The organism is Streptomyces yangpuensis, assembly GCF_024666385.1.
GTDB classification, from domain to species: domain Bacteria; phylum Actinomycetota; class Actinomycetes; order Streptomycetales; family Streptomycetaceae; genus Streptomyces; species Streptomyces yangpuensis.
This window is the reverse complement of record NZ_CP102514.1, coordinates 3,218,002-3,244,039: the sequence shown is the minus strand read 5'-3', so window position 1 is coordinate 3,244,039 and position 26,038 is coordinate 3,218,002. Positions and strand designations below refer to the sequence as shown.

The following is a 26,038-nucleotide window of genomic DNA, read 5'->3' as shown; positions in this document are numbered from 1 at the left end:
CCCGGCCGTACCGCCGCTTCTACGCCACCCCGGCCCGTGACCCCTGCCGCTCCTCTACCCCCGGCCCAGCAGGATCGTGGCCGAGGAGCAGAACCAGCCGCCTGTGGCTGAGGTCAGGGCTACCTGGGGGAGCTGGCCGCCGGGCTTGGTGACCTGGCCCGGGCCTGCCTCGCCGCGGAGCTGGCGGACCGCCTCCACCAGCAGGAACAGGCCCCGCATGCCGGGATGGCAGGCCGATAGGCCGCCTCCGTCGGTGTTGACTGGGAGTTCTCCGTCGCGCAGCAGGCGGCCCTTCTCCACGAAGGCTCCGCCTTCGCCCTTCGGGCAGAAGCCGAGGTCCTCCAGGGTCACCAGGGTCATGTACGTGAAGGCGTCGTAGATCTCGGCGAGGTCCACGTCCGCGGGGGTCAGGCCCGCCCGTTCGAAGGCTATGCGGCCCGAGACGGCGGCGGGGGAGACGGTGAAGTCCTCCCACTCGGACATGGTGGTGTGGGACACGGCGGTGCCCGATCCCAGGATCCACACCGGCGCCTTCGCGGTGTCCGGTACGTAGTCCTCGGCCGCCAGGAGCACCGCGCAGCCGCCGTCCGAGCGGATGCAGCAGTGCAGCTTCGTGAAGGGGTCGGCGATCATCTCGCCGGACAGGACGTCCGCGACGGTGATCGGGTCGCGGAACATCGCGTCCGGGTTGGTCGCCGCGTTCGCGCGGGCCTGTACGGCGACCGAGGCGAGCTGCTCCAGGGTCGTCCCGTACTGGTGCATGTGGCGGCGGGCCGCCATGGCGTACTTGGAGATCAGCGTGTGGCCGTACGGGACCTCGAACTGCAGCGGTCCCCGTGCCCCGAAGGAGAGGTTCGAGGTGCGGCGCCGGGCCTTGATGTCGGCGCGCGCCGTGGAGCCGTAGACCAGCAGGACGGCGTTGGCGTGCCCCGCGGCGATCGCGTCCGCCGCGTGCGCGGCCATGACCTCCCAGGTCGAGCCGCCCACGGAGGTGGAGTCGACCCAGGTGGGGCGCAGCCCGAGGTACTCGGCCACCTCGACCGGTGCGAGTGTGCCCAGGCCGGCCGAGGCGAAGCCGTCGATGGCGGAGCGGTCGAGGCCGGAGTCGGCCAGGGCGCGCCGGGCGGCCTGTGCGTGCAGGGCGTAGGGGGTGGGGCCGTCCACCCGGCCGCAGTCCGAGAGGGCGACGCCGACCACCGCGACCCGTCGGCGGGAGGTGGTTCCAGGTGTGAGTCCAGGCATGCAAGGACGGTACATCTGACGTGTCGTCAGATGCTAGGGCCCCCCGCCGGGCCCGGCCCGCCCAGATCCGGCCCCGGCCCGGCGAGGCCCGGCCCGGCCAGATCCGGCCCCGGCCCGGCGAGGCCCGGCCCGGCCAGGTCCGGCAAGGCTAGGGCCCCCGCCGGGCCAGGCCCGCCAAGGCCAGGCCCCATGCGCGACCGCCCCCGCAATCCGGTCTCCTCACCCCCTGTGCTTCTGTCGTCCGCCGCCCTAACATGACGGCCCGTCAGAAACGGGGAGGAGCCCGACGATGGATGCCGCCTTCACCGCGGAGCAGGACGGGATACGGCGCACCCTGCGCGAGATCCTGGGCAAACGCTGCGGTCCCGACGAGGTCAAGGCCGCGGTCCGCACCGCTGCCGGACACGACCGCGAGCTGTGGCAGCAGCTCTCCCGGCAGCTCGGGCTGCCGGGCATCGCCGTGGCCGAGGAGTACGGCGGGGTCGGCTGCACCCCCGCCGACCTGGCCCTGGCCTGCGAGGAGACCGGGCGCGCGCTGCTGCCCTCGCCGCTGCTGGCGACCGCCGTGCTGTGCGCGCCCCTGATCGCGGCCCTCGGCACCGAGGCCCAGCGCTCCGCGCTGCTCCCGCCGCTGGCGTCGGGCGGGCTGACCGCCGCCCTCGCCGTCCCCGGTCCGGCGCTCGCCACCGCCCTCGCGCTGACCGGCGAGGACGCGACGGGCCAGTGGTCCGGTGGCGGCCGGGCCGGCGGGATCCAGGCCCGGCCCGACCCGGCCGGAGACGGCTGGCGCCTGTACGGGGAGGCCGCCCAGGTGCTCGACGGGCACAGCGCCCCCCTCTTACTGGTTCCCGCGCACACCGGCGGGTTCGCGCGCAGCCGTACGCTGCTGTTCCTCGTACGGGAGGACGCGCCCGGTCTCGTACGGTCGCGGCAGACCGTGCTCGACGAGACCCGCCCGCAGGCCCGCATCCAACTGCGCGACGTGCCTGCCGAGTTGCTCGGAGATCCCGGTGAGGATCCGGGTGCGGAGGCCGGTGAGCGGGGGCGGGAGGCCGGCGTGCCGGCGGCCCTCGCCGCCACCGGACGTACCGCCTCCGCCGTACTCGCCGCCGAGGCGGTCGGGGCGGCGGACCAGGCGCTCGCGCGCACCGTGGAGTACGTCCGTCAGCGGGAGCAGTTCGGCCGGGCGATCGGCTCCTTCCAGGCGGTCAAGCACCGGCTCGCCGACCTGTACGTACAGGTGCAGGCGGCCCGTTCCGCGGCCTACTACGCCGCCTGGGACCCGGGCCAGGGCGGCCTCGCGCTCGCCCAGGCCCTGGAGGCGCTGCGGATGACGGCGGGGGAGGCGATCCAGCTGCACGGCGGCATCGGCTTCACCTGGGAGCACGACGCGCACCTCTACTTCAAGCGGGCGGCCTCGGACGAGCTGCTGTTCGGCCCGGTGCACCGGCTGCGGGCGCACGCCGCGGACCGTGCGGGCCTGTTCACGCCCGCGCCCGCACCCGCACCCGCACCCGCGTCGGCCTCCGCCACGGCCACGCCCACACCCGGCGCGCCCGGCGCGCCCGCCGCACCCGCGTCCGCATCCACCGCCGCGGCTGCTGCCGCGTCCCCGCCCGCACCCGAGAAGGTGGCCGTCTGATGGCTCGCGTGGCTCCCGGCGTCAAGCTGATGCAGAAGGTCTCCTCGACCATGCTGTTCGCCAAGATCGCACCGCACTTCATCCCCGCCATGGACAAGGCGGTGCACCGGCTCACCCGCGGCAAGGTCCTGCTGAGCGCGCGGATGCTGCCGGGAGTGATCCTCACCGCGAAGGGAGCCCGGACCGGCGAACCGCGCACCACGCCGCTCGCGTGCATGCCGGAGGACGGCGGGAGGAGCTGGATCCTGATCGGGTCCAACTTCGGCCGCCCCGGGCATCCGGCATGGACCGGGAACCTGCTCAAGCACCCGGACGCGCAAGTGAGTTGGCAAGGCGAGGACATAGCCGTACGGGCCCGGCTGCTGGCGGGTGAGGAGCGCGCGGAGGCGTGGCGGGCGGTGCTGGGTTTCTGGCCGCCGTACGCGACGTACCAGGCGCGCATCGAGCGTGAGATCCGGCTGTTCCGCCTGGAGCGTCGCTGATCCCGGGCGGGTCGTGGCGCCGGCGCGGAGCCGGCCGGGGGCGGCGGACCCGGAGTGGGTCCGCCGTTACCTGGTCGGCTTCTTGCCCGTGATGCCGAGGTGGACGAGCAGGGCCAGGTTCGGCTTGAGCTCGGCCTGCTTGACGCCCCAGGTCTGGAAGCCCTTCTGGTGCGAGGCGACCGCGGCCAGCATCGCGACCAGCGAACCGGCCATCGCGGCGGGGCTGACGTCCTTGTCGACCTTGCCCTTGGCCTGGAGCTCCTTCACCGACTCCGTGAGGGAGTTGGTGACCGAGTTCAGGATCTTCATGCGGATCTTGTAGAACCGCTTGTCGCCCTCGGCCGCGCCGAGGTCGACCACGCGCAGGATCGCGTCGTTGCGACGCCAGAACTCCAGGAAGCCGTCCACGAGTTCCTCGGCGGCGGACCATCCGGACTTGCCGACCCAGGTCCGGCCCTCGACGAGCGACGTCAACTGCGCGCCCTCGGTGGCCATCTGCTCGGCGATCTCCAGGACGGCGCCCTCGACGTCCGGGAAGTACTGGTAGAAGGTCGCGGGGGAGGTGCCGGCCTTGCGGGCGACGTCGATCACCTTGACGTCGCGGTACGGCGAGGAGCTGAGCATCTCGCTGAGGCAGTCGAGCAGCTTCTGCCGCGTCGCCTGGCCGCGCCGGCCGGCGACACGCCCGTCGACGGTGCGTACTTGTCCTGTCATGCCGTCAGCTTACCGAGGGGTGATCGGCGCGCTATTCGGCCGCCTGCAAATGGGGTTACGGGGTCCCTGGCCTGGGCGGGAGGCCGTTCCGGGCGAAAGCGGAGGGGGATTTCCGGCCGGATGCGCCCCGTAGCCGCCCCGTGGCCGCCGCGTAGCCGCACCGTGGTCGCCCCGTAGTCGCCGGGTGGTCACGGTCCGGGCGTGTCGCCCGGTTCCGCGAGGTTTCCCCCGAATAGTCTTATCAACAGGCTGTGGACAAGTTTTCGGGCGGACCATGGCTGAGAGAGGTGGGAGGTCACACACCCCCGCAGAACGGAAGGAACCGGGCCCATGGCCGCATTCGTGGAAGGCGCACCCTGCTGGGTGGACGCCTCGCTTCCGGACGTCGAGGCGGGCAAGCGGTTCTACGGCGAGCTCTTCGGCTGGACCTTCGCCGACAGCGCGGGCGCCCAGTACGGCCACTACACGCAGGCCTACAGTCGGGGCCGCAACGTCGCCGCCCTCGCCCCCAAGCCCGACGGCCGGATGCCCACGGTATGGGGCGTCTACCTCTACACCACCGACGCCCACGCCTGCGCCCAGCGCATCCGCGCCGCAGGCGGCCAGATGGTGATGGACCCGATGCCGGTCGGCCCGTACGGCACCGCGGCGATGGCCGCCGACCCCGGCGGAGCCGTCTTCGGGCTGTGGCAGCCGGGCACCCACCACGGCTTCGAGGCCCAGCAGGAGCCGTACACGTACTGCTGGAGCGAGGTCTACACCCGGGCCCGCGACGCCGTGGACGTCTTCTACGCCAAGGTCTTCGGCTACGTCCCGCAGGACCAGGACGACGCCGGCGTCGAGTACCGCATCTGGTCGCCGCCCGGCAAGGCCCCCGGCACCGACACCGCCGTCCTGGGCCGCAGCCTGATCACGGACGCCTTCCCGGAGATCATGCCGGCGCACTTCCTCGTCTACTTCGCCGTCCCGGACTGCGACCAGTCCGTGGCGACCGCCCAGCGGCTCGGCGGCCGGGTCACCGCGGACCCCTTCGACACCCCCTACGGCCGGATCGCGGTCGTCGCGGACAATCAGGGGGCGGTCTTCGGACTGCTCTCGGAGCCCCGCACCGAGGCGGCCGGGTAGCCGCCGGGAACCGATCGCCGGGCAGATCACACCGCGCTGCTCGCCGTGCCGGGGCCGGACCCGCCCCGGGCCTGACAGAATCGGGGTTGCGCGACCCGGGCTGCGCCCCGGGATGAGACGCTGCACGGGGCTCGGCCCCGTGCCGGTGGGAGCGGGCCCGGTGAGTGGCCCGTACGGGGAGGTGTGGAGGCGAGTGGTGGAGCAGCTGACGCAGCACGACCCGAGACGGATCGGCCCCTTCGAGGTGCTGGGACGGCTCGGCGCCGGCGGCATGGGGCTGGTCTATCTCGCGCGGTCCGCGTCCGGACGGCGGGTCGCGATCAAGACGGTGCGCACCGAGCTCGCCGAGGACCAGCTCTTCCGCGTCCGCTTCACCCGCGAGGTGGAGGCGGCGCGTGCGGTGTCCGGCTTCTACACGGCGGCCGTGGTCGACGCCGACCCGCGGGCCGCCGTGCCGTGGCTGGCCACCGCGTACGTGCCGGCGCCCTCCCTGGAGGAGATCGTCAACGAGTGCGGGCCGATGCCCGCCCAGGCCGTACGGTGGCTCGCCGCCGGCATCGCCGAGGCCCTGCAGTCCATCCACGGAGCCGGTCTCGTCCACCGCGACCTGAAGCCGTCGAACGTGCTCGTGGTCGAGGACGGCCCGCGCGTGATCGACTTCGGTATCGCGAGCGGTGTCTCGAACACCCGCCTGACCATGACGAACGTCGCCGTCGGCACCCCCGCCTACATGTCGCCCGAGCAGGCGAAGGACTCCCGCAGCGTCAAGGGCGCCAGCGATGTCTTCTCGCTCGGCTCCACCCTGGTCTTCGCGGCGACCGGGCACCCCCCGTACCACGGGGCGAACCCGGTCGAGACGGTCTTCATGCTGCTGCGCGAGGGACCGAACCTGGAGGGGCTCCCCGAGGAGCTGCGGCCCCTGATCGAGTCCTGCATGCAGATGGACGCCTCGCTGCGCCCCACCCCGGCCGACCTGCAGGCGCAGCTGGCCCCGCACCTGTTCGACGGCGGCGACGACAGCGGCACCGCCTCGGCGTGGCTGCCGGGCCGGGCCGTCGCGATGATCGAGGCCCGGCGCGCGGGGAACCGTACGCCCGCCGCGGCCGTGCCCGTGCCCGGCCGTGACGGCCGCGGTGGCGGCGGCGCGGCCCGCGGGCCGCTGTCGGAGCAGGCGACGCACCGCCGGCCGCGCGGCGCCGAGGGCTGGGTGGACCCGCGCACCGGCCAGGCCGTGCCGCAGCGCCCGCACCACCCGCCGCGGTCCCCGGTGCCGTCGGGCGAGCCCGTGCGCCTGGGCGGCTCGCCCGTGCCGATCGGGCCCGGCCCGTTCGCGACGGCCGCGGCGTCGGCCGCGCACGCCTCCGCCGCGGACTCGGCGACCGGCTGGGTCCGTCCGCCCGACGGCTCCGCGCCCGCCCATGCCACCGGACCGGCCGCCCCGTCCGTTCCGGGTCCCGGCGCGGCCCCGGACAGCGGCCGCTGGCGGCCGTGGCGCTTCCGCATGTCGAACGAGGTCTGGGGCACCCCGACCGTCGCGGGCAACCTGCTGTACGTGACCTCCTTCGAGGTGCACGCGCTGGACGTGGCCAGCGGCCGCCGCCAGTTCAAGACGCGTGACGTCGCCTGGTCCATGGCGGTCGCCGACGGCCGGATCCACGCCTCGGACGGGCCGTCCCTGTACGCGCTCGACGGCTCCGACGGCTCCGAGCGGTGGCGGCTGTCCACCGACGCCTGGGTGTACGCGCTGCGCGCCGAGCGGGGCACCGTCGTCACCGCCACGCGCGGCGGCGGCGTACAGGCCTGGGAGGCGTCCAGCGGCCAGAAGCTGTGGGAGCTGACGGGCGCGCAGAGCGACTTCGAGACCCCGGAGGCGGCCCCCGTCCTCCACGAGGGCACGGTGTACGTGTGGCAGGACGCGCGGCTGCGCGCCCTGGACGCCCGCAGCGGCCGCGAGTCCTGGTCGTACCCGATCGGTGACGCCGGCTCCTGCGGGAACGTGCCGGTGCGGGTCACGCCCGCCGCGGACGGCAACGTGTACGTCGCGGCCGGCACCCGGGTGATCTCGGTGGACCGGGCGTCGGGCCGGGTCCGCTGGCACTTCGAGGCCCCCGCGGTCTTCCTGGCCCCGCCGGCCTTCGCGCCGGGTGCGGCGGTCACGGGCGGCGGGGTCTACCTCGCCGACTACCTGGGCACCGTCTACGCCCTCGACGCGGCCACCGGCCAGGACCGCTGGCGCATCGCGACGGAGTCGCGGCAGTCCTCCGACCCGGTGCTGGTGGTGGGCGGCAACGTCCACCTGGGGGCGGGCAGCGCGCTCTACACGCTCGACGCGGTCACCGGCACCCCGAAGTGGCGGTTCGCGGCGGGCGGCGAGATCACGGGCCTGCCGGCGGTCGCGGACGGCCGGGTGCACTTCGGGTCGGCCGACCACTGCCTGTACACGCTGGACGCGGCGGGCGGGCAGCTCCGCTGGAAGCTGGCCACGGGCGGCGAGATCACGGGCGCCCCGGTCGCGGAGGCGGGCGTGGTGTACGCGTGCAGCAAGGACCGCTGCGTGTACGCCCTGGACGCGGCGAAGGGCACGGGCACCCGTACGAGCGGGTGACCCGGCCGGGGCCGGGTCCGGCCCCGCCGGGTAGCGCACCGCACCGGGAGTGACAGGATGGACCCCATGAGCAACGTCTACTTCGACATCAACATCAACGGCGCCTCCGCCGGCCGCATCGTCTTCAAGCTGTACGACGACGTCGTCCCGAAGACCGCGCGCAACTTCCGCGAGCTGGCCACCGGCCAGAACGGTTACGGTTACGCCGGCTCGGGCTTCCACCGCGTCATCCCGCAGTTCATGCTCCAGGGTGGTGACTTCACCAACCACAACGGCACCGGCGGCAAGTCCATCTACGGCGAGAAGTTCGAGGACGAGAACTTCCAGCTGAAGCACGACCGCCCGTACCTGCTGTCGATGGCGAACGCCGGCCGCAACACCAACGGCTCGCAGTTCTTCATCACCACGGTCGTCACCCCGTGGCTCGACGGCAAGCACGTCGTCTTCGGCGAGGTCGTCGAGGGCCAGGCCCTCGTCGACCAGATCGAGGCCCTGGGCTCCCAGTCCGGCGCCCCGAAGGGCAAGATCGAGATCGCGGCCTCCGGCGTCGTCGAGGCCTGATCCCCACCCGCCTGCCCGGCCGGTCGGCCCCGCCCCCTCAAGGGGGCCGGGGCCGCCGCCGTTTCCGGGGCCGCCGCAGTATCCGGGCCCGCCCGCCTGGTAGCGTGACCCGCCGTTTGTCCGAGGGGGAGGGGTTCGGGCCATGGTGGCTGGACGTCGGATCAGGTTCACCGCGGTGCTGGTGGCCGTGGTGTTCGCACTGACGGGTTTCGCGTCGTCGGGTGGCGGGGGCGGCGGGGGCGGTGGCGGCGGGGGCGGCGGAAAGAGCAAGAGCGGCAGCAAGGGCAGCGGCGGCGGCTGCTCCAGCTCCAAGAGCAAGAAGAAGAGCCACAGCGGCGGGAACGGCAGCACGGCCTCCGTCTCGCCCACCGCCTCCGCGAGCCCCGGCGGCGATCCGGCCACCGTCGTCGTGGTCACCTGCACCGGTCCCGGCAGACCCGTCACCACGCTCCGGTTCACCTCGCTGCTCGACCGCAGGGCCACCGTCGAGGTCGAGCTCCGCCGGGAGGGCGCCGCGGGCTCCGCCGTCGAGTCCAAGGTCGTCCAGGCGGATCTGGGGGCCCGCGAGACCCGCACGGTCGACGTGCCCCTCGGCGACCCCTCGCGTGCCGCGGACGTCACGCGCTGCCGGCTCGGCGAGCCCGTCACCCGCGGCTCGGGCCCGGCCGCCACGCGCACCCCCGCCCCCGGTTCCACCTCCGGCGGTTCCACGAACAGCGGAACGGGCCCGAGCACGGGTGCGGACACGGGCACGCCGAAGCCCGGCGCGAGCAAGCCCCGCAAGTCCCGCTGACGGGAGGCGTCAGCGCAGCCGGAACTCCGTTCCCGGGCGGCGGTTCGTGAAGAGGTCCGCCTGGCGGTCCGGGGGCAGGTTGCCCAGCGCGATCAGGGCCGGGGCCTGGGCCAGGGCCTGCTGGAGCGCGGCCTGCTTCGCCGACCACAGGGCCCGTACGGTGCCCTGCACGGCCTCCGTCGGGAAGCCGGCCAGGGTCTGTGCCGCCCGCAGGGCCGCCGGGAGCAGTTCGTCCGGTGCGGTCAGTTCGGAGACCAGGCCGATGGTGTGGGCCCGTCGCGCGGAGAGCCGTTCCGCCGTGCCCATCAGGGACATCCGGGCGGCCTCGCCGAAGGGCATGCGCTGGGCCATGTAGACGGCCTCGTAGGCGCTGACCATCCCGTACGTGGTGTGCGGGTCGAAGAAGGTCGCCGTTTCGGAGGCGATGAGGAAGTCCGCCTCGCCCAGCAGGTAGAAGGCCCCGCCGCAGGCCATGCCGTTGACGGCGGCGATCACCGGCTTCCACAGGTCGCGGGACTTGGGGCCGATCGCGATCAACGGGTCGTCGGCGGAGTAGGGCGACGCGGGCTGCGGTACCTCGACGCCGCGGTCGATGCCGGTGCAGAAGGCGGCCGGGCCGGCGCCGGTCAGCACGACCGCCCGGACCTCCTCGGCGAACCGGAGCTCGCGCCACGCCTCGGCCAGTTCGGCGGCGGTGGCCAGGTCGACGGCGTTGTGCCGGTGCTGCCGGTCCAGGGTGACGACCGCGACCCCGGTCGCCTTGTCCCGCTCCACCCGTACGGTCACGGTCACGACTTCTCCAGGAGCCAGCGCGGCACGGCCATCCCGCCCGTCTCGGTGAAGGTCACGTGCACGCGTGCGCCGATGCGCAGCCGGGCCGGGTCCATGGAGTCGAGCGGGGCGTCGGCGGAGGTCACCAGGTTCCCGGCGAGCCGGATGTGCGGGGCGTCGGCGAGCTCGACGAGGATCACGTTGTACGGGGCCTGCGCGGCGTAGGCGGGCAGCAGCGGCGGGTGCGGCCGGACGTAGGACCAGATGCGGCCGCGGCCGCTCATGCGGCGCCAGTCGCTGTCGAAGGACCGGCAGTGGGGGCAGCAGGGGCGGGGCGGGAAGCGGAGCCGGCCGCAGGCGCTGCAGGCCTGGACCCGCAGTTCGCCCCGGGCGGCGTACTCCCAGAAGGGCGCGCCGTCCTCGTCGGGGACGGGCAGGAGCAGGGCGTCGGCGGTCGCGGCGGACGTGTCGGGTGCGGCGGACGCGGTGGCTGCGGCGGACGCTTCGGGTGCGGTGGTCATCGGTCGGTCAGCTCCTCAGCAGGATCGCGGACGTCGGGACGCCTTCGCCCGCCGTCACCAGGCAGGTCGCGGCGTCCGGCACCTGGGCGGTGGAGACGCCGCGCAGCTGCTTGACGCCCTCGTTGATCAGGTTGAAGCCGTGCACGTACGCCTCGGACAGGCCGCCGCCGCCGGTGTTGATGGGGAGCCGGCCGCCCAGCTCCAGGGCGCCGCCCTCGGTGAAGGCGGCGCCCTCGCCGCGTCCGCAGAAGCCGTAGCCCTCCAGGGAGAGCGGGATGAGCGGGGTGAAGGCGTCGTAGATCTGGGCGACGTCCACGTCCTGGGGGCCGAAGTCGGCCTGCTTCCACAGGTGGCGGGCGGCGGTCCAGGCGGGCCCGGACAGGGGGTCGTCGTTCCAGTAGTTGACCATGCCGTGGTGCTGGGAGGGCAGGCCCTGGGCGGCGGAGTGGACGTAGACGGGCCGGTGGCGGCAGTCACGGGCCCGTTCGGCGGAGACGATCACGCAGGCCAGGGCGCCGTCGGTTTCGAGGCAGTTGTCGAAGAGGCAGAGCGGGTCGCTGATCATGCGGGAGGTCATGTACATCTCGCGGGTCAGCGGGCGTTCGTACATCATCGCGGCGGGGTTCTCGTTGGCCCGGTTGCGGCAGGCCATCGCCACGTTGAGGAGGTGGTCGCGGGTGGCTCCGTACTCGTGCATGTAGCGGCGGGCCAGCATGCCGATCTCGTCGGCGGGGCGCAGCAGGCCGAAGGGGCGGGTCCACTGGCCGGGGGTGGGCAGCTGGACGGCGGTGTTCTTCCAGGGGCGCGGGCCGGATCCGCGTTTACGGGAGCGCCAGGCGACGCCGACGGTGGCCTGGCCGGTGGCCACGGCGGCGGCGAGGTGGCCGACGGTGGCGCAGGAACCGCCGCCGCCGTAGCCGATCTTGGAGAAGAAGGTGACGTCGCCCGCGCCGATGGCCTTGGCGACCTCGACCTCGTCGGTCTCCTCCATGGTGTACGAGGAGAAGGCGTCGACCTCGGACGGATCGATGCCGGCGTCGGCGAGGGCGGCCAGGATCGCCCGGCAGGCCAGTTCCTTCTCGGACTGCGGCAGATGTCTGGCAAAGGCGGTCTGGCCGATGCCGACTATCGCCGAAGCGTCCTTGAGCGTTGCCGCCATCGCCACCTCCGGGGAGTGCGCCAGTACTGACAGCCGCGAAGGCTACAGCTAATCTGACGGATAGTCAGCTGCTGGGTTCGCGGGAGGGTGGCACGCATGGGCGAAGACGTGCGGGAGGACGGGCGCGGTGACCTGCGCTGGGGGACCATCGCGGGGCTCGTCCGGTCGGCGGCAACGCGGTACGCCGACCGCGAGGCCGTCGTCGACGGGCGCGTCCGGATCGACTACGCGCAGCTCGGGGAGCGCGTCGAGCGCGCCGCGGCCGCCTGTATCGCCGCCGGGGTGGCGCCCGGTGACCGGGTCGCCGTCTGGGCCCCCAACACCCTGGACTGGATCGTCTCCGCGCTCGGCGCCGTCTCGGCGGGCGCCGTCCTCGTCCCCCTGAACACCCGTTTCAAGGGCGCGGAAGCGGCGTACGTCCTCCGGCAGAGCCGGGCCCGGCTGCTGTTCGTCACCGGCACCTTCCTCGGTACCTCCTACGTCGCCTCCCTGCGCCGGGCCGCGGCCGAGGGACCCGGCCGGGGACCCCTGCCCGGGCTGCCGCACCTGGACGAGGTCGTCGTCCTCGCCGAGGACGCCCCCGATTCCTTCCGCACGTGGAAGGACTTCCTCGCGGGCGGGGACCGGATCACCGCGCAGGCGGTCCGGGAGCGTGCCGAAGCCATCAGCCCCGACGCCCCCTCCGACATCATCTTCACCTCCGGGACCACCGGCAGCCCCAAGGGTGCGGTCATCACCCATGCCCAGTCCCTGCGCTGCTACGACGTGTGGAGCGAGCTCGCCGGGCTGCGCGAGGGCGACCGCTACCTGATCGTGAACCCCTTCTTCCACACCTTCGGCTACAAGGCCGGGATCCTCGCCTGCCTGATGCGCGGGGCGACGATGGTCCCGCAGCCCGTCTTCAACGCGGACACCGTCCTCGCCAACGTCGCCGCCGAACGGATCTCCGTACTGCCCGGGCCGCCCACCCTGCACCAGTCACTCCTGGACCACCCCCAGCGCGACCACCACGACCTCTCGGCCCTGCGGCTGGTCGTCACCGGCGCCGCCGTGGTCCCGCTGCGGCTCGTCGAGCGCCTGCGCGAGGAGCTGCACATCGCCACCGTCCTCACCGCCTACGGGCTCTCCGAGGCCGGCGGCATCGTCACCATGTGCCGCCGGGGCGACCCCGCCGAGGTCATCTCCGCCACCTCGGGCCGGGCCGTCCCGGACACCGAGGTGGCGGTCCTGGACGGGAACGGCCGGCCGCTGCCGGCCGGGACCCCCGGTGAGATCGCGGTCCGCGGCTACAACGTCATGCAGGGGTACTTCGAGGCCCCCGACGAGACGGCCGCGGCGATCACCCCGGAGGGCTGGCTGCACACCGGTGACGTGGGGGTGCTGGACGGACACGGGAACCTGCGCATCACCGACCGGATCAAGGACATGTTCATCGTCGGCGGCTTCAACGCCTACCCGGCCGAGATAGAGCAACTCCTCGGCCTGCACCCGGACATCGCCGACGTCGCGGTCGTCGGCGTCCCCGACCCGCGCCTGGGCGAGGTCGGCCGGGCCTACGCGGTCCGCCGCCCCGGTTCCACCCTCACCGCCGACGACCTGATCGCCTGGTCCCGGCGCGAGATGGCCAACTACAAGGTCCCGCGCACGGTGGAGTTCGTCACCGAACTCCCCCGCAACGCCGGCGGCAAGGTCCTCAAACGCGAACTCCGCACCCGCACCTGAAGGCTGACGGCCGCGGCTTCGAGGCTCCCGGCGCATCCCCCGGGGCTGTCACGCCTCGCCGTCGTGATCGTGCAGGCGCTGATCGAGGTCGCTCACCCAGCGCTGGGCCCAGGCACGCAGCTCGGCCGTCTCGCCTTCGGTGAGGCCGTAGGCGTGGAACTCCTCGTCGTCGGCCCAGTCCGCACCGGCGAGGCGGTCGCGGAGATCGTGGAGTCGGAATTCGTCCCGGCCGTGGCGCTCGCCGAGGCGCTCGAGCTCTCGGATCGTGCGATGGCGGGAGGCGGCACGCACGTCGATGAGGTCCCGGACGGCACCGCGGTCGGCGAGGGCTCGGACCTTGGTCCCGATGACGGAATCGAAGGCGAGGACCGGCCCGTACTCGGTCTGGACGGGAGCCGTCCAGAAGTGTTCCTTGAGGACGTCCACCTCGCACTCCTCACCGGTGTCCGGGTCGGCGGCCATCAATCGGGCCGAGAGCGCGTCCACGTCCATGACGCGCACCTGCCAGCCCTGTGCTGCCAGGCCCTGCTCCAGGCTTGCGACGATCTCCGCCATCGGAGCCGGGTTCTCGGTGGCTACGTCGAGGTCCTGGCTGAGCCGCTGGACAAGGCCGTGGGCTTGAACGGCGTACCCACCCGTGATCACGAGGGGGTACGGGGCTCCGATGTCGATGACCGCGGTGAGTAGCCGTCGGTGCAGGTCGCTCAGCTTCACGCGGCGGCAGACCCCCGGCTCGCGAGCTCGGGAAAGGCTTCCTCCCAGACCTGTCGCACGTGTCGGCTGACCAGATTCCGCAGGACGGGCCACTGCGCCAGCAGCAGATCGTGGTTCAGGAAATTCACGAGATCCTCGTGCTGCCCCTCGCCGAGGACGGTGCGGTACAGGCCCATGCGCAGACGGGGCCGGTCCAGATCGTAGGCACGCAGTCCGGACCAGGCCACGTGCAGCGGCAGCTCGACCACCCCGTGCTGCGGACCGGCGAGCCTCTCCAGCGAGGCGGGCAGCCGGTTCGCGTACCGGGCTCGGAACACTTCGGCCGCCGGCGGCTCCGGGCTGCTAGAGGAGTGCATGACCATGAACCCGATTATCCCGCGCCCCGCCCGCCCCCGGTAGCGCAGGCGCGACGAACCACCCTGAGGGGTGGGTGCCCGGGGCGGCCCGGGTCAGCGGGCGTAGGAGCCGATGCCCACCAGGCAGTAGACGTACTGGTTGAGGACGGTGGAGCCGCGCATGTAGCGGTAGGAGAAGGCGTACTGGGTCTTGGGGTTGTCGTTGCAGCTGTTCAGGTCGGCGGTGCCGGGGATGCTCTCGATCACCCGGTAGTGGGCGTCGGAGGCCGAGCAGGGGACCTCCTCGACGCCGCTGACGCTGCGGGGCGTCGTCGAGTCCGGGAGCTGTCCGTTCAGGCAGGTGCCCCGGTCGAAGGGGCTGGGCTCCGGGCTGGGCTCCGGGCTCGGTTCGGCGCTCTGGGCGGCGCTCGGTTCGGAGCTGTACGGGGTGGTGGCGGAGGCCTCGGGAGTGGGGGAGGGGCTCCACGAGGAGGACCAGGTGGGTGTGGACTCGGCGGCCGGTTCGGCGTCGTCGCCGTCGTCGCCGCCGCTCAGCAGGAAGAAGCCGATGACCAGAACCGCGGCGACGGCGAGACCCACCAGGCAGCCGCGCCCGCCGCCCGTCTGCGGGGCCGGGGCGGACCGCTGCGCGACCGTGTGCGCCGGCGGCGGGGGAGTGATGCCGCCGGCCCCCGCGATCCAGGCCGCGCCCGCGCCGGACACGTGGATGCGTAAGCGCATCTCCTCGGTGCCGACACGGACCTGGACGAGGTCGCCGTGCCGGCAGGGCGGTATGCGCAGGCGGACCGTTCCGGTCGGCAGCTCCACGGGGAGGATCACACCGTGGGCGGCCTGCTGGGGAGTGATCGTGATGAGCATTTCCTGTGACGACACCGGCTGCTCCAGGGAGTGAGGGTGGTGCGCAGGCTGCCTGACGGTTCCTCACGAATTGTGCCCGGTGTCCCGAAGGTGACGCAGCCGTTCCGCCGAGTCTCAGGAACGGCGGGCCAGCACCAGCCGCCAGCGCGGAGCACCGTCGGCCCGGCGGCCGAAGTGCTCCAGCGGGACGGTCTCCACGGTGAAGCCGGCCGTCCGCAGGTCGGCACGCACCCCGCTCAGCGGGAAGGTCCGGTAGTACATGACGAAGGGCGGCCGCCACACCGCGTTGCGCACCCGCATCGCGGCGTCGAAGCCCGCCACCGCCCACCACACCGGTGAGCCCGGTGGGATCGGGGCGCCGATGGGGAAGGCGAAGACCCCGCCCTCGCGCAGCGCCGCGTGCACCCCGGAGAAGAGCGCGGGCCGCTCGGCGGGCAGGAAGTGGCCGAACGCCCCGAAGCTGACCGCCAGGTCGTAGGAGTCCGCCAGCGCGGACGGCAGGGCCCGTGCGTCGGCCCGTACGAAGTCCACGCGGTCGTCGTCCGCGTGCACCCGCCCGGCCTCGGCGAGCATGCCCGCGCTGAGGTCCACCCCGGTGACGCGGTCCCGGCACAGCCGCCGCAGCATCCCGGTTCCGGCGCCGGTGCCGCAGCACACGTCCAGGCCGGATCCGAAGGTGCCCTCCCACTGGGCCAGGGTCTCCTCGACCGCGTCGAGCATCCGGTCCGGGGTACGGAAGGGGGTGTGGTCGAACTTCGGCGCGAGGAGGTCGTAACCCCGCTCGACGGAGGAGAGGCCCTGCACGGCCAGTTCGCGGACGCTCGGCCCGTGGGAGGAGAACACACCCCCAGCCTAAGCCGCCGCCCGCGCCGGGCCCGGGCATACGTGTGCGGCGGTCGCGGTGGCTCCCCCTCCGGGCCACCGCGACCGCCGTTCCCCCGTTGCTCCCCCGAATTCCCCCGAGCCCCCGTTTCCCCCGTGGGCTCCCCCGTGCTTCGTGCGGCTGTTACGGGCGCGGACCGGACGCGTGGTTGTCCAGCGTCTGGATCTCCTCGCCCGTGGCCTGGTCGTCCGTCGGCGGCTTGATCTCGATGCCCGACGCGTGGTTGTCCAGGGTCTCGATCTCGACGCCCGAGGCGTGGTTGTCGAGCGGCTTGATGGTGCCGTCGTTCGGCAGGATGTTCTCGTTCGTCGTCATCGGTTCTCCTGATGGATGGGTGGGACCCGTTCGGCGATTCCCCCGATGACCGCCGAACGGGTGTTCCTTCCAAACGGCCCGGATGTCCCCCGACGCACCGGGTCGATGCACCTATCGTGCCGTTCGGCGATAAACGAACGATGAACGCCTCGTTCAGCAGGCGTTCTTGCAGGTCAGGCTGCGATCTCCGTGGCCAGCAGGTTCTGCACCTCGGACAGTTCGGCCGAACCGAGCTGCTGGAAAACGGTCTCCGCGTCCCGCCAGCACGCCCGCGCCCGGTCCGTCTGCCCCAGCCGCCGCAACGCCTTGCCCAGCACGGTCAGCACGGTCGCGCGCCGCCACTCCCCGCCGATGCCGCGCAGCGCGATGGCCTGCTCGGCGTGCGCGGCGGCCAGCGTGGGCCGGCGCGCCGCGAGATGGGCGACGGCCAGCCGGAAGTGGGTCACGCCCTCCCACAGCGGCTGCCGGTTGTCGTGGAAGAGCGCCAGCGCCTCGGTGAGCTGCGCCAGGGCCTCGCCGAGCCGGCCCGCCTGGGTGAGCGCGATGCCGAGCGCGTAGCGGCCGTTGGCCAGGCGCAGGGACAGACCCATCCGGTCGTAGATCGCGATGCCCTGCTGGGCGAGGTCTATGGCGCTGGTGAGGCGGCCCAGTTCCACGTGGATGCGGGACAGGTTGCACAGGGCGCTCGCCTCGCCGACGTTGTTGGCGTCGGCGCGGAAGTTCTGGATGGCCTCCAGCAGGTACCGCTCGCCGTCCGCGTGGCGTCCCTCGTAGAGGGCGATGATCCCGCGGTCGTTGGGCGCCCAGCAGCTGGGCAGCGGGTCGCCGGCCTCGCGGGCCAGGGCCATGGCCTGGCGGGCCTCGTCGTCGGCCTCGGCGAAGCGGCCGGCGACCAGGTGGACGTTGGTGAGGGTGGTGCGGGCGCGGCCCTCGGCGTACGGGTCCTTGGCGGCCTGGGCGGCGTCGCGCAGGGCGGTCGCGGCGGACTCGTACTGCTTGGAGTTGGCCCCGGACTCGGCCAGGTCCTTGGCCGCCCACAGCAGGTCCACGGCCCGGCGCAGGACGGGTGAGTCGCCGCCCCGTACGGAGGCCTGGCGTACACAGGCCAGCAGCGGGCCGGCCTCCGCGTACAGCCAGTCCAGGGCGGCCCGCGGTGCGGCGAAGACCAGCCCGGGGTAGTGGGTGTCGGACAGGTGCGCGGGCAGCCGGTCGCCGGGGCGTTCCAGGGCGTACACCCCGGAGGCGGTGGCCAGGTAGAAGTCCAGGAGGCGGTCCAGGGCCGCCTCGCGCTCGCTCGGCGGCTGCTCGTCGCGCTCGGCGCAGGCACGCGCGTAGAGCCGTACGAGGTCGTGGAAGCGGTAGCGGCCCGGGGCGGCGGATTCCAGGAGGGAGCAGTCGACCAAAGCCTCCAGGAGGTCCTCGGTGTCGTACTCGGGCAGGTCCAGTACGGCGGCGGCCGCGGACAGCGAGATGTCGGGGCCGTCGGCGAGGCCGAGGAGGCGGAAGGCGCGCTGCTGGGCCGGCTCCAGCTGGCCGTAGCCGAGCTCGAAGGTGGCCTTGACGGCGAGGTCGCCGGCCTGGAGCTCGTCGAGGCGGCGGCGTTCGTCGCCGAGCTTGGCGGCGAGGACGGACACGGTCCAGGTGCGGCGGGCGGCGAGCCGGGAGGCGGCGATCCGGATGGCCAGCGGCAGGAAGCCGCAGGCGCCGACGACGTCGAGGGCGGCCTGGCGTTCGGCGCCCACGCGCTCCTCGCCGACGATGCGGGTGAAGAGCTGGAGGGCCTCCTCGGGGCTCATCACGTCGAGGTCGACGAGATGGGCCCCGGCGAGGCCCGCCATGCGGACGCGGCTGGTGACGAGCGCGGCGCAGCCGGCGGTGCCGGGCAGCAGCGGGCGGACCTGGGCGGCGTCGCGGGCGTTGTCGAGGAGGACCAGGACGCGGCGGCCGTCGAGGGTGGAGCGGTAGAGCGCGGCCCGTTCGGCCGGGGAGTCGGGGATGGCGGTGTCGGGGGTGCCGAGCGCGCGCAGGAAGGAGCCGAGGACGGCCTCCGGTTCGGCGGGGCGGGCCTCGGTGCCCTGGAGGTCGACGTAGAGCTGGCCGTCGGGGAAGTGCGGGCGGGCGGCGTGGGCGACGTGGACGGCGAGGGTGGTCTTGCCGACGCCGCCGATGCCGGCGAGTGCGGAGACGGCCATGACCTGGTCCTGGGCGCCGCCGGAGAGGATCGTGCCGAGTTCATGGACGAAGCTGGAGCGGCCGGTGAAGTCGGGTACGGTCGCGGGCAATTGGGCGGGCCTCACGTGAGTGGCGGCGGCGGCCGGGGCGGGGTCTTCGGCGCGGGCCAGATCTGCGTCGGCGTTCAGGATGCGCTGCTGGAGGGCGGCCAGCTCGGGGCGCGGGTCGACGCCGAGTTCGTCGGCGAGGAGGCGTCGGGTGTCGGCGTACACGGCGAGGGCCTCGGCCTGCCGGCCGCTGCGGTAGAGGGCGAGCATGAGCAGCTCGCGGAGCCGTTCGCGCATCGGGTGGGCGGCGGTGAGGGCGGTGAGCTCGGAGACGGCCTCGGCGTGGTGGCCGACCTCCAGGTCGAGGTCGAGCCGGGTCTCCAGCAGCGTCAGGCGCCATTCGGTGAGCCGGGTGCGCTCGGTCTCGGCGTGCGGGCCGGGCACCCCGGCGAGGGGTTCGCCCTCCCACAGGTCGAGGGCGCGGGCCAGGAGCGTACGGGCGAGCGAGCGGTCCCCGGCGGCGCGGGCGCTCTCGGCGTCGGCGGCGAGGCTGCGGGCGACGCCGAGGTCGAGGGTGGCGGCGGAGCGCAGCCGGATGGCATAGCCGCCGGACTCGGTGACGAGGAGGCCGGGGTCGACGACCTTGCGCAGGCGGGAGGCGTAGGTGCGGATGGTGGCGAGGGCCTGCTGCGGGGGGTCCTCACCCCAGATGGCGTCGATCAGCTCGGGTGCGGTGGCGGTGCGGCCGTCGCGCAGCAGGAGTACGGCGAGCAGGGCGCGCTGCTGCGGGGTGCCGGAGGGCAGTGCCTCGGCCCCCCGCCAGGCCCGCACGGGCCCGAGCACGGCGAACCGGGACTCGCGGTCGGTGTGGGTGTCGCCTGCGGCGGGCTCGGCGGGCCCGGCGGGCTCGGCGGTGTCCCGGGCGGGGCGGCCTTCGGCGGTGGAGCTCGCGGCGGTGGGTGCCGGGGCGGCGGGGCCATGGCCGACGGCGGGGATCCGGCCGGGGGTGGTACCGGCGGGGGCCGCCGGGGGTACGGGAGCGGCGGGGCGGGTGGGGCCGGCTTCGGCCGCGCGGGCCCCGGGGTGTTTCCGCGGGTGCGGGATGGCCGGTACGCCGTCCATCTGTCGTCCCCCCTGCCTTCCGTCGGTGTAAGGGTCAGTCTGCCCTGTCTCGCGCGAACACGTCAGCCCGTCCATGACCGATCACAGACCAACTAGCTGACGGTTCGTCAGATCGGCGCTACCGTATGAGCCATGGAGACCTTCCCGAAGATCATCTCGGTGGACGACCACACGGTTGAGCCTCCCCACGTCTGGCAGGACCGGCTCCCGTCCAAGTACCGGGACATCGGCCCCCGCATCGTCCGCGCCCCGCTCAAGGAAATGACCTTCCTCGGCGGCAAGTTCGCCCCCGTCATGGGAGCCCGCGGCGACGACGGCCCGATCGGCGACTGGTGGGTGTACGAGGACCTGCACCGGCCGCTCACCCGCCTCGACACCGCCGTCGGGTACGACCGCGACGAGATCAAACTGGAAGTCATCACCTACGAGCAGATGCGCCCCGGCTCCTTCTCGGTTCCCGACCGGTTGGCCGACATGGACGTCAACCACGTCCAGTCGGCGCTCTGTTTCCCCACCTTCCCCCGTTTCTGCGGCCAGACCTTCACCGAGGCCAAGGACCGTGAGCTGGGGCTCCTCGGCGTACGCGCCTACAACGACTGGATGGTGGAGGAATGGTGCGGCCCCGACGCCCGCGGCCGTCTCATCCCGCTCACCCTCGTCCCGCTCTGGGACGCCCGGCTCGCCGCCGCCGAGGTCCGCCGCAACGCGGCGCGCGGCGTGCGCGCGGTCGCCTTCTCGGAGATACCCCCGCACCTGGGCCTGCCCTCGATCCACACCGACGAGTGGGACCCCTTCCTCCAGGCGTGCGACGAGACCGGCACGGTCATCGCCATGCACATCGGCTCCTCGTCCCGCATGCCGTCCACCTCCGCGGACGCCCCGCCCGCGGTCGGCTCCACCATCACCTTCGCCAACTGCTGCTTCTCCATGGTCGACTGGCTGATGAGTGGCAAATTCGAACGCTTCCCCAACCTGAAGATCATGTACGCGGAGGGCCAGATCGGCTGGATCCCGTACATCCTCGAGCGCGCCGACGTGGTCTGGGAGGAGAACCGCGGGTGGGGCGGGGTCGCGGACAAGGTGCTCCGGCCGCCGTCCGAGCTTTTCGCCGGGCACGTCTTCGGATGCTTCTTCGACGACGCCTTCGGTCTGAAGAACCTCGACTCGATCGGCGTCGGCAACGTCCTCTACGAGACCGACTACCCCCACTCCGACTCGACCTGGCCGAAGTCCCGCGAGGTCGGCGAGGCGCAGATGGGCCACCTGGCCCCCGACGTGGTGGACCGCATCGTGCGCGGCAACGCGATCGACCTGCTCGGCCTCACCCCGGACGGCCTCTGGCCGGGACCGGGCCCGGCCGCCTGATCCCCGGCCCCGGCCGAGGTGCCGGCTCGGCCGACGACCGGCTCGACCGCGGGACCGGCTCGGGCCGACCGACCGACCGCCCGGCCGCCGGGCGGGGTCAGGTCCGTGCTCGGCGGCTGGTGACCGTGGTGGCGGGCGGTGCGGTCGCGAGCAGGAGGGACACGGTCAGGCCCGCCGCCGTGAGGAGCGGCAGCAGCACCCGTACGTCCACGAGGGCGACGAGGCCGGCGCCCAGCGCCAGGGCCAGCGCGTTCGGTACGAAGACCAGGGTGTTGGCGGTGGCGGCGGCGCGGCCCACGACGGAGTCCGGAACCTCGCGCTGCACGGTCGTCAGCGCGGCGATCAGCACGCACGGCAGGCCGACGCCGATCAGCGCGCTGCCCACCAGGGCCGCCGCGTCGTACGGCAGTGCCCGCCCACCGCACCCCAGCGCGAACAGCGCCGTCCCGGCCGCCGCGAACACCCGTACCGGCAGCCGCCGCAGGAGCGGGCCGGCGACGAGCCCGCTGAGTACGGACCCGGCTCCCTGCACCGCGTACAGCACCCCCACGTAGGCGGGTGTGCGGCCCAGGACGTCGCCGGCGACCGCGTGGACCACCGCGCCGTTGATCCCGGCCAGGAACATCACGGCGGCGGCCGTCGCCACCAGCGGCCGCAGCACCGGCGAGGCCCACAGCCGGCGGCCGCCCTCCAAGGCCTCGGCGAAACCGCCCGCCCGCGGAGCCGTCCGCTCCGGCGCGTCCCGGTCCACCCGCAGCAGCAGGAAGAGCCCGGCCGCCAGCGCGAACGTCACCGCGTCGAGCAGCGCCACCGAGGCCCCGCCGAACCGGGTGAACAGGGCTGCGCCCGCCAGCGGCGCGAGGAGCTTCATGCTCTCCCCGGCCGTCATCCGCAGTCCGTTGAAGTCGCCGAGGAGGCGGATGTCGACCGCCTTCGCGACCAGGGCGGCCTCCGCTGCCTCGTGGAGCGTGCCGCAGATCCCGTAGACGAGGAGGACGGCGAAGAGCAGCCACACCCGGTCGGCCGAGTCGAGCAGGCACAGGGCGGGCAGCAGCGCGGCCATCACGAGGCAGGTGGCCACGAGCAGGGGCCGGCGCGGCAGCCGGTCGGCGAGCACCCCCAGGGCGGGCCCGGCGAGCACCGGCGCCCACATGGCGAAGACCGTCAGTGCCGCGAGGCTGTCCGAGCCGGTGAGCGACTTGACCCAGATCCCGGCCACCAGCCACATCGCCGTCGTACCGAACCCGGACACCACCACCCCGAGCAGGTAGATCCCCGCATTGCGGTCCCGCAGGACCCGTCCGCTTCCCCAGTCGCCCATGGGGTCAGCCTGCTGCTGAGGACCCCCCGCGCGGATCGGTCACCTTCCCTGGGACGGGCCGCCCGGTGCGGGCGGCCCGTCGGGGAGCGGGTGGACGGGGACTACTTCGGGGTCGTCCAGACCTGGCGCTTGTTCGTGTTCGCCGTATAGAGCTGGACCACCGTGCCGTTGGCGGTCGCGCCGCCGGTGACGTCGAGGACCTTGCCCGACGCCACGTGGACGATCTGGCCCCTGGCGTTGACCGACCAGCGCTGGGCCGCCGAGCCGTTGCAGTCGTAGAGGCTGATCCTGTTGCCGTTGGCGCTCGCGTTGCGCGCGTTGTCCAGGCACTTGCCGAACGCGCGGAAGGTGCCGTCCTTGCCCAGGATCCAGGACTGCGCCGCGCTGCCGTTGCACGTGTAGAGCTGGATCTGCGTGCCGTTGGCGGCCTTGCCGCCCTTGACGTCCAGGCACTTCGAGCCGATCCCGCCCACCTTGCCCTGCGGCGGCAGCTGCGCCCCGGCGCCGGCCGCGAGGCGGCGCAGCCCCTGCACGTCGAACTGCTGGACGTAGGTCCCGGCCCGCTTGTCCTGGTAGGCGTAGGCGGGGGAGCACATGACGGGGAACTGACCCGAGTCGGTCCCCTTGACGCAGTCGCTCTTGTTCAGGCTGCGGTTGGCGTGCGTGAGGCCCAGCGTGTGCCCGAGCTCGTGGCTGATGTGGTTGCGCATGTACGTCTCGCCCATGGCGGCCGTCGGCCTGCCGGCCGCGGTGAAGAACGAGTCGTCGATGTAGGCGTGTCCGCTGGTGACGGTCTCGGCCACGGAGGAGCTGGTGAAACCGCAGCTCAGGTTGGCGGTGCCGGTACCGTCGCGGACGATCTTCCAGCCCGTGCTGCCCATGCTGCCCTCGCCGGCCGGCGGGACGCACGGGCGGTGCAGCACGCCCACGATCACCTCGCCCTTGGGGCGTACGTAGTCCCACCCGACCGGCTTCGTGTCGACGGCGACCGGGAGGTTCGTGATGCGGCGCAGGTCCGCGGCGGAGGCCTGGACGTATGGGCCCAGCCAGTCCGCGGACTTCTGGTCGTAGAACTTGATCGTGTAGCCGCTCGCCAGCCACTTGGTCGCGCCGCTCAGCTTCCAGCCCTCGCCCTGCGGCGGGGTGGGTGCCGCGGGTGCCGCCGGTGCGCCGGCCGCGGCCGACCTCGGGGCGGGGGCGGCCATCGGTGCCGCCTGCGTGCCGAGCGACATCACGCCGTTCCTGAAGACCGTGCCGTCGCTGCCGTGGGTGGTGGAGTCCTCCGCGTGGGCGTCGGGCCCTTCGCCGGCCGGCGGCAGGCCGGCCGCGGCGATTTCGGCCATGCCGTCCGGGGTGCCGGTGCTTTCCGTGGCGCTCGCGGCGCTCGGGGTGTCCTCGGTGCCGAACGCGGTGGAGGGGAGCTGAAGGGTTCCCACGATCGCGGCCACTGCCGCCGCGGCAACGATGGATATCCGGTGCTTGCCTGTGAATCGCAAGTGTCGTTGCCCTCTCGTCAAGATTCTCCTTCCGCGGGCCCGCGCGACGGCGGGGGCGGCGAGAATCGAAGTGATGATAGGTCAGGCAGACAAAGAGCCTGCCAGGGACCCGAGTTGACGAGTTCGGACGGACTGCCGGGGGTGACGGACCGGCTACACAGGGGTCGCCACGTGCCTTGCACCCGGCCCTGCGGACAAGGCATGCTTCGCCAGGGCAAAGCGGAAGGATCATCATGCCGGTGGACAAGCGGAGCGTCGTGACGGCGGTGCTGTGTGCGGTGGCGGCACTGGGGGCTTCCGCGGCGGTCGCGAAGCTCGCGCCGCCGCCCGAGGCGACCGCGCCCGTACGGGCGAAGGCCGCGCAGCCCTCCCTCTCGCCGACGGTTCCCTCGGGCTCGCACGCGCCGAAGCCCCAGCTGTCCGGGCAGCCCGGGATCACCCTGCCGCCGGGCGTCACGCCCCCGCCGGGCGGGCCCGCCGCCTTCACCGGCGCCCTGTTCACCAACGGCCTGGGCAGCGACCACTTCTGCACCGCCACCGTGGTGCAGAGCCCCGGCCGCAACCTCATCGTCACCGCCGGGCACTGCCTGCTCGCCGGGAAGCAGGGCGACGGCACCGCCGTCTTCGCGCCCGCCTACGCCAACGACATGGCGCCGTACGGCACATGGAAGATCGACGAGGTCTTCGAGGACGAGCGCTGGGCCGAGGGCACGGACGACGACTACGACCTCGCCTTCGCCACGCTCGCCCCCGACGCCCAGGGCCGCTCGATCGAGGACGTGACCGGCGCGGCCGTACTCGACACCACGGGCCGGGCCGGCGAGGAGGTCACGGTCACCGGCTACCCCGCCGACCGCAAGGTCCCCCGCACCTGCACGGCGACCGCGGTCCGCGAGAGCGCGACCCAGCAGCGCTTCGACTGCGCGGACTTCCCCGGCGGCACCAGCGGCAGCGCCTGGATCGCCCGCGACGGCAAGATCGTCGGCATCCTCACGGGCGGCGACACCGACGACGTCTCGACCAGCACGGTCCTGGGCGACTACGCGGCATCCCTCTACACCAAGGCCACCACCAAGACCCCCTAGAGCTCCGGCGGCCGCCGGTACGGGGCCCGGTCGGGTCAGGGAAATCCACCCGTCGGGGCGGGCCCCCGGGGCGGGGTCAGGGGAGGAGGCCCAGGTGGACGGGTTCGGGCGGGGGGTTGTTGAGGAGGTCCGCGAGGCGGGGTGGCCATACCGGTTCGCCGAGGGCGGCCAGGCGTTCCGCCGGGAGCCACTGCCAGTGGATGCCGGGGGACTCCAGGACCGGTTCCCGGTGCGGGCCCGTGGTGACGTAGATGTGCTCGTGCTGGCGCACCGGCACGCCCTGGTGCGTGAAGTCGTGCTCCCAGGTGCACAGCAGGCGCTCCGGCTCCAGGTCGGTCCACCCGGTCTCCTCGCGCAGCTCGCGCCGCACGCAGTCCTCGGGGCTCTCGCCGGGGTCGATCCCGCCGCCGGGCGGCAGCCAGTGGATGCCCACCTCCACGTTGTCCTCGCGGAAGAGGAACACCGACCCGGTGGGGGACAGGATGACAACGCGTGCCGCGTGACGTGGAGTTCGCCTCATCGATTCAGGGTACGTCGGTGATCGGCTTCGGGGGACGGGCTTGCGTCCACCGAAACCGGACCCCGAGCCGGCGCTCGCGCCGCTGACGGTGACCGGCCGGTGACCGGGTGCTGCTGGGCCACCTGCTGCGGAACCTGCTGATGACGCGGTGTGTCACCCCCGCGCGGAGGGCCGGATCTCCGTTTCCACCTCCCTGGACGGGGAACTGACGGTGTCGAACACCTGCCCGGTGATCGATCCGGTGGACGTGCCGGGGCTCCTGGAGCCCTTCCGCAGGGGCACGCCACCGGGCACGCCCGGTGGGGCGCGCCCGCAGTCTCCGTCCACGGCGGGCCGAACCGGCAGCACACCGCAGGTGAGGGCGCCGGGCGGGCCTGTCGATCGGCGCGTCGATCCCCGGGCGCACGAGGCGGAGCTGACGGCCGCGGCCACTCCGGGACCGGGGCG

The 26,038-nt window shown here is 73.4% G+C and carries 23 protein-coding genes; 9 read left to right on the top strand and 14 right to left on the bottom strand.

Going from position 1 to position 26,038, the window contains the following annotated elements:
* Window positions 1-54: 54 nt before the first annotated feature.
* Entirely contained in the window at window positions 55-1,242 is a 1,188-nt protein-coding gene (locus tag NRK68_RS14690) for a thiolase C-terminal domain-containing protein (RefSeq protein ID WP_257855953.1), read from the bottom strand.
* A 289-nt stretch (window positions 1,243-1,531) separates the two neighbouring features.
* On the opposite strand from NRK68_RS14690, the gene NRK68_RS14685 reads away from it, so the two are divergent.
* Window positions 1,532-2,884: an acyl-CoA dehydrogenase family protein gene (locus NRK68_RS14685; RefSeq protein ID WP_183067819.1), complete on the top strand. Its 1,353-nt coding sequence runs from the start codon at window positions 1,532-1,534 to the stop codon at window positions 2,882-2,884.
* Window positions 2,884-3,366 carry a nitroreductase family deazaflavin-dependent oxidoreductase gene (locus NRK68_RS14680; RefSeq protein ID WP_183067818.1) on the top strand — a complete coding sequence of 161 codons (483 nt, stop codon included), beginning with the start codon at window positions 2,884-2,886 and terminating at the stop codon, window positions 3,364-3,366. Before NRK68_RS14685 ends, NRK68_RS14680 begins: the two co-directional genes overlap by 1 nt.
* Window positions 3,367-3,432: 66 nt before the next feature.
* On the opposite strand, the gene NRK68_RS14675 is transcribed toward NRK68_RS14680, so the two are convergent.
* On the bottom strand, window positions 3,433-4,080 hold the full coding sequence (locus NRK68_RS14675; protein ID WP_030031188.1) for a TetR family transcriptional regulator: 648 nt from the start codon (window positions 4,078-4,080) through the stop codon (window positions 3,433-3,435).
* A 330-nt stretch (window positions 4,081-4,410) separates the two neighbouring features.
* On the opposite strand from NRK68_RS14675, the gene NRK68_RS14670 reads away from it, so the two are divergent.
* The 4 genes from NRK68_RS14670 (at window position 4,411) to NRK68_RS14655 (ending at window position 9,164) form a co-directional block, all read left to right on the top strand.
* Window positions 4,411-5,205, top strand: a complete 795-nt coding sequence (locus NRK68_RS14670) for a VOC family protein (protein WP_183067817.1) — start codon at window positions 4,411-4,413, stop codon at window positions 5,203-5,205.
* A gap of 193 nt (window positions 5,206-5,398) precedes the next feature.
* A complete protein-coding gene (afsK, locus tag NRK68_RS14665) occupies window positions 5,399-7,810 on the top strand; it encodes a protein serine/threonine kinase AfsK (RefSeq protein ID WP_183067816.1) in 2,412 nt (803 codons plus the stop codon).
* Window positions 7,811-7,876: 66 nt separating this feature from the next.
* A complete protein-coding gene (locus NRK68_RS14660; RefSeq protein ID WP_046778776.1) occupies window positions 7,877-8,371 on the top strand; it encodes a peptidylprolyl isomerase in 495 nt (164 codons plus the stop codon).
* A gap of 142 nt (window positions 8,372-8,513) precedes the next feature.
* Window positions 8,514-9,164 (top strand): hypothetical protein, encoded by a 651-nt coding sequence (locus tag NRK68_RS14655; protein WP_257855952.1) that lies wholly within the window; start codon window positions 8,514-8,516, stop codon window positions 9,162-9,164.
* Between the two features lie 9 nt (window positions 9,165-9,173).
* On the opposite strand, the gene NRK68_RS14650 is transcribed toward NRK68_RS14655, so the two are convergent.
* From NRK68_RS14650 to NRK68_RS14640, 3 genes are read right to left on the bottom strand one after another with little or no spacing between them, the layout of a single operon-like run.
* Window positions 9,174-9,950: an enoyl-CoA hydratase/isomerase family protein gene (locus tag NRK68_RS14650; RefSeq protein WP_183067973.1), complete on the bottom strand. Its 777-nt coding sequence runs from the start codon at window positions 9,948-9,950 to the stop codon at window positions 9,174-9,176.
* A 2-nt stretch (window positions 9,951-9,952) separates the two neighbouring features.
* Window positions 9,953-10,456 (bottom strand): Zn-ribbon domain-containing OB-fold protein, encoded by a 504-nt coding sequence (locus NRK68_RS14645; protein ID WP_183067814.1) that lies wholly within the window; start codon window positions 10,454-10,456, stop codon window positions 9,953-9,955.
* A gap of 7 nt (window positions 10,457-10,463) precedes the next feature.
* Window positions 10,464-11,615 (bottom strand): lipid-transfer protein, encoded by a 1,152-nt coding sequence (locus NRK68_RS14640; RefSeq protein WP_183067813.1) that lies wholly within the window; start codon window positions 11,613-11,615, stop codon window positions 10,464-10,466.
* 96 nt (window positions 11,616-11,711) lie between these two features.
* Between NRK68_RS14640 and NRK68_RS14635 the strand changes: the two genes are divergently transcribed.
* Complete coding sequence (locus NRK68_RS14635; RefSeq protein WP_183067812.1) at window positions 11,712-13,337, top strand: FadD3 family acyl-CoA ligase; 1,626 nt, start codon at window positions 11,712-11,714, stop codon at window positions 13,335-13,337.
* Between the two features lie 48 nt (window positions 13,338-13,385).
* Here NRK68_RS14635 and NRK68_RS14630 read toward each other — a convergent pair whose 3' ends face one another.
* The 6 genes from NRK68_RS14630 to afsR form a co-directional block, all read right to left on the bottom strand.
* On the bottom strand, window positions 13,386-14,051 hold the full coding sequence (locus tag NRK68_RS14630) for a nucleotidyl transferase AbiEii/AbiGii toxin family protein (RefSeq protein ID WP_183067811.1): 666 nt from the start codon (window positions 14,049-14,051) through the stop codon (window positions 13,386-13,388).
* Window positions 14,048-14,413, bottom strand: coding sequence for a hypothetical protein (locus tag NRK68_RS14625; protein ID WP_183067810.1), 366 nt, complete (start codon window positions 14,411-14,413; stop codon window positions 14,048-14,050). Before NRK68_RS14625 ends, NRK68_RS14630 begins: the two co-directional genes overlap by 4 nt.
* Before the next feature lie 87 nt (window positions 14,414-14,500).
* Complete coding sequence (locus NRK68_RS14620; RefSeq protein WP_257855951.1) at window positions 14,501-15,280, bottom strand: LppU/SCO3897 family protein; 780 nt, start codon at window positions 15,278-15,280, stop codon at window positions 14,501-14,503.
* Between the two features lie 99 nt (window positions 15,281-15,379).
* On the bottom strand, window positions 15,380-16,108 hold the full coding sequence (locus NRK68_RS14615; protein WP_183067808.1) for a class I SAM-dependent methyltransferase: 729 nt from the start codon (window positions 16,106-16,108) through the stop codon (window positions 15,380-15,382).
* 163 nt (window positions 16,109-16,271) lie between these two features.
* Window positions 16,272-16,463 (bottom strand): hypothetical protein, encoded by a 192-nt coding sequence (locus NRK68_RS14610; protein ID WP_183067807.1) that lies wholly within the window; start codon window positions 16,461-16,463, stop codon window positions 16,272-16,274.
* A 173-nt stretch (window positions 16,464-16,636) separates the two neighbouring features.
* A complete protein-coding gene (gene afsR / locus NRK68_RS14605) occupies window positions 16,637-19,804 on the bottom strand; it encodes an SARP-family global regulator AfsR (protein WP_257855950.1) in 3,168 nt (1,055 codons plus the stop codon).
* Window positions 19,805-19,936: 132 nt separating this feature from the next.
* On the opposite strand from afsR, the gene NRK68_RS14600 reads away from it, so the two are divergent.
* Window positions 19,937-21,169, top strand: coding sequence for an amidohydrolase family protein (locus tag NRK68_RS14600; protein ID WP_257855949.1), 1,233 nt, complete (start codon window positions 19,937-19,939; stop codon window positions 21,167-21,169).
* Window positions 21,170-21,266: 97 nt separating this feature from the next.
* Here the strand turns inward: NRK68_RS14600 and NRK68_RS14595 are convergent, their stop codons facing one another.
* Both NRK68_RS14595 and NRK68_RS14590 read right to left on the bottom strand, forming a co-directional pair.
* On the bottom strand, window positions 21,267-22,490 hold the full coding sequence (locus NRK68_RS14595) for an MFS transporter (RefSeq protein WP_257855948.1): 1,224 nt from the start codon (window positions 22,488-22,490) through the stop codon (window positions 21,267-21,269).
* Window positions 22,491-22,591: 101 nt separating this feature from the next.
* Window positions 22,592-23,926 carry an RICIN domain-containing protein gene (locus NRK68_RS14590; protein ID WP_257855947.1) on the bottom strand — a complete coding sequence of 445 codons (1,335 nt, stop codon included), beginning with the start codon at window positions 23,924-23,926 and terminating at the stop codon, window positions 22,592-22,594.
* A gap of 299 nt (window positions 23,927-24,225) precedes the next feature.
* Between NRK68_RS14590 and NRK68_RS14585 the strand changes: the two genes are divergently transcribed.
* The gene (locus NRK68_RS14585) at window positions 24,226-25,071 is read left to right on the top strand and encodes a trypsin-like serine peptidase (protein ID WP_257855946.1); all 846 of its coding nucleotides are present in this window, start codon (window positions 24,226-24,228) and stop codon (window positions 25,069-25,071) included.
* A gap of 76 nt (window positions 25,072-25,147) precedes the next feature.
* Here the strand turns inward: NRK68_RS14585 and NRK68_RS14580 are convergent, their stop codons facing one another.
* On the bottom strand, window positions 25,148-25,591 hold the full coding sequence (locus NRK68_RS14580; protein ID WP_183067802.1) for an NUDIX hydrolase: 444 nt from the start codon (window positions 25,589-25,591) through the stop codon (window positions 25,148-25,150).
* Window positions 25,592-26,038 lie beyond the last annotated feature (447 nt).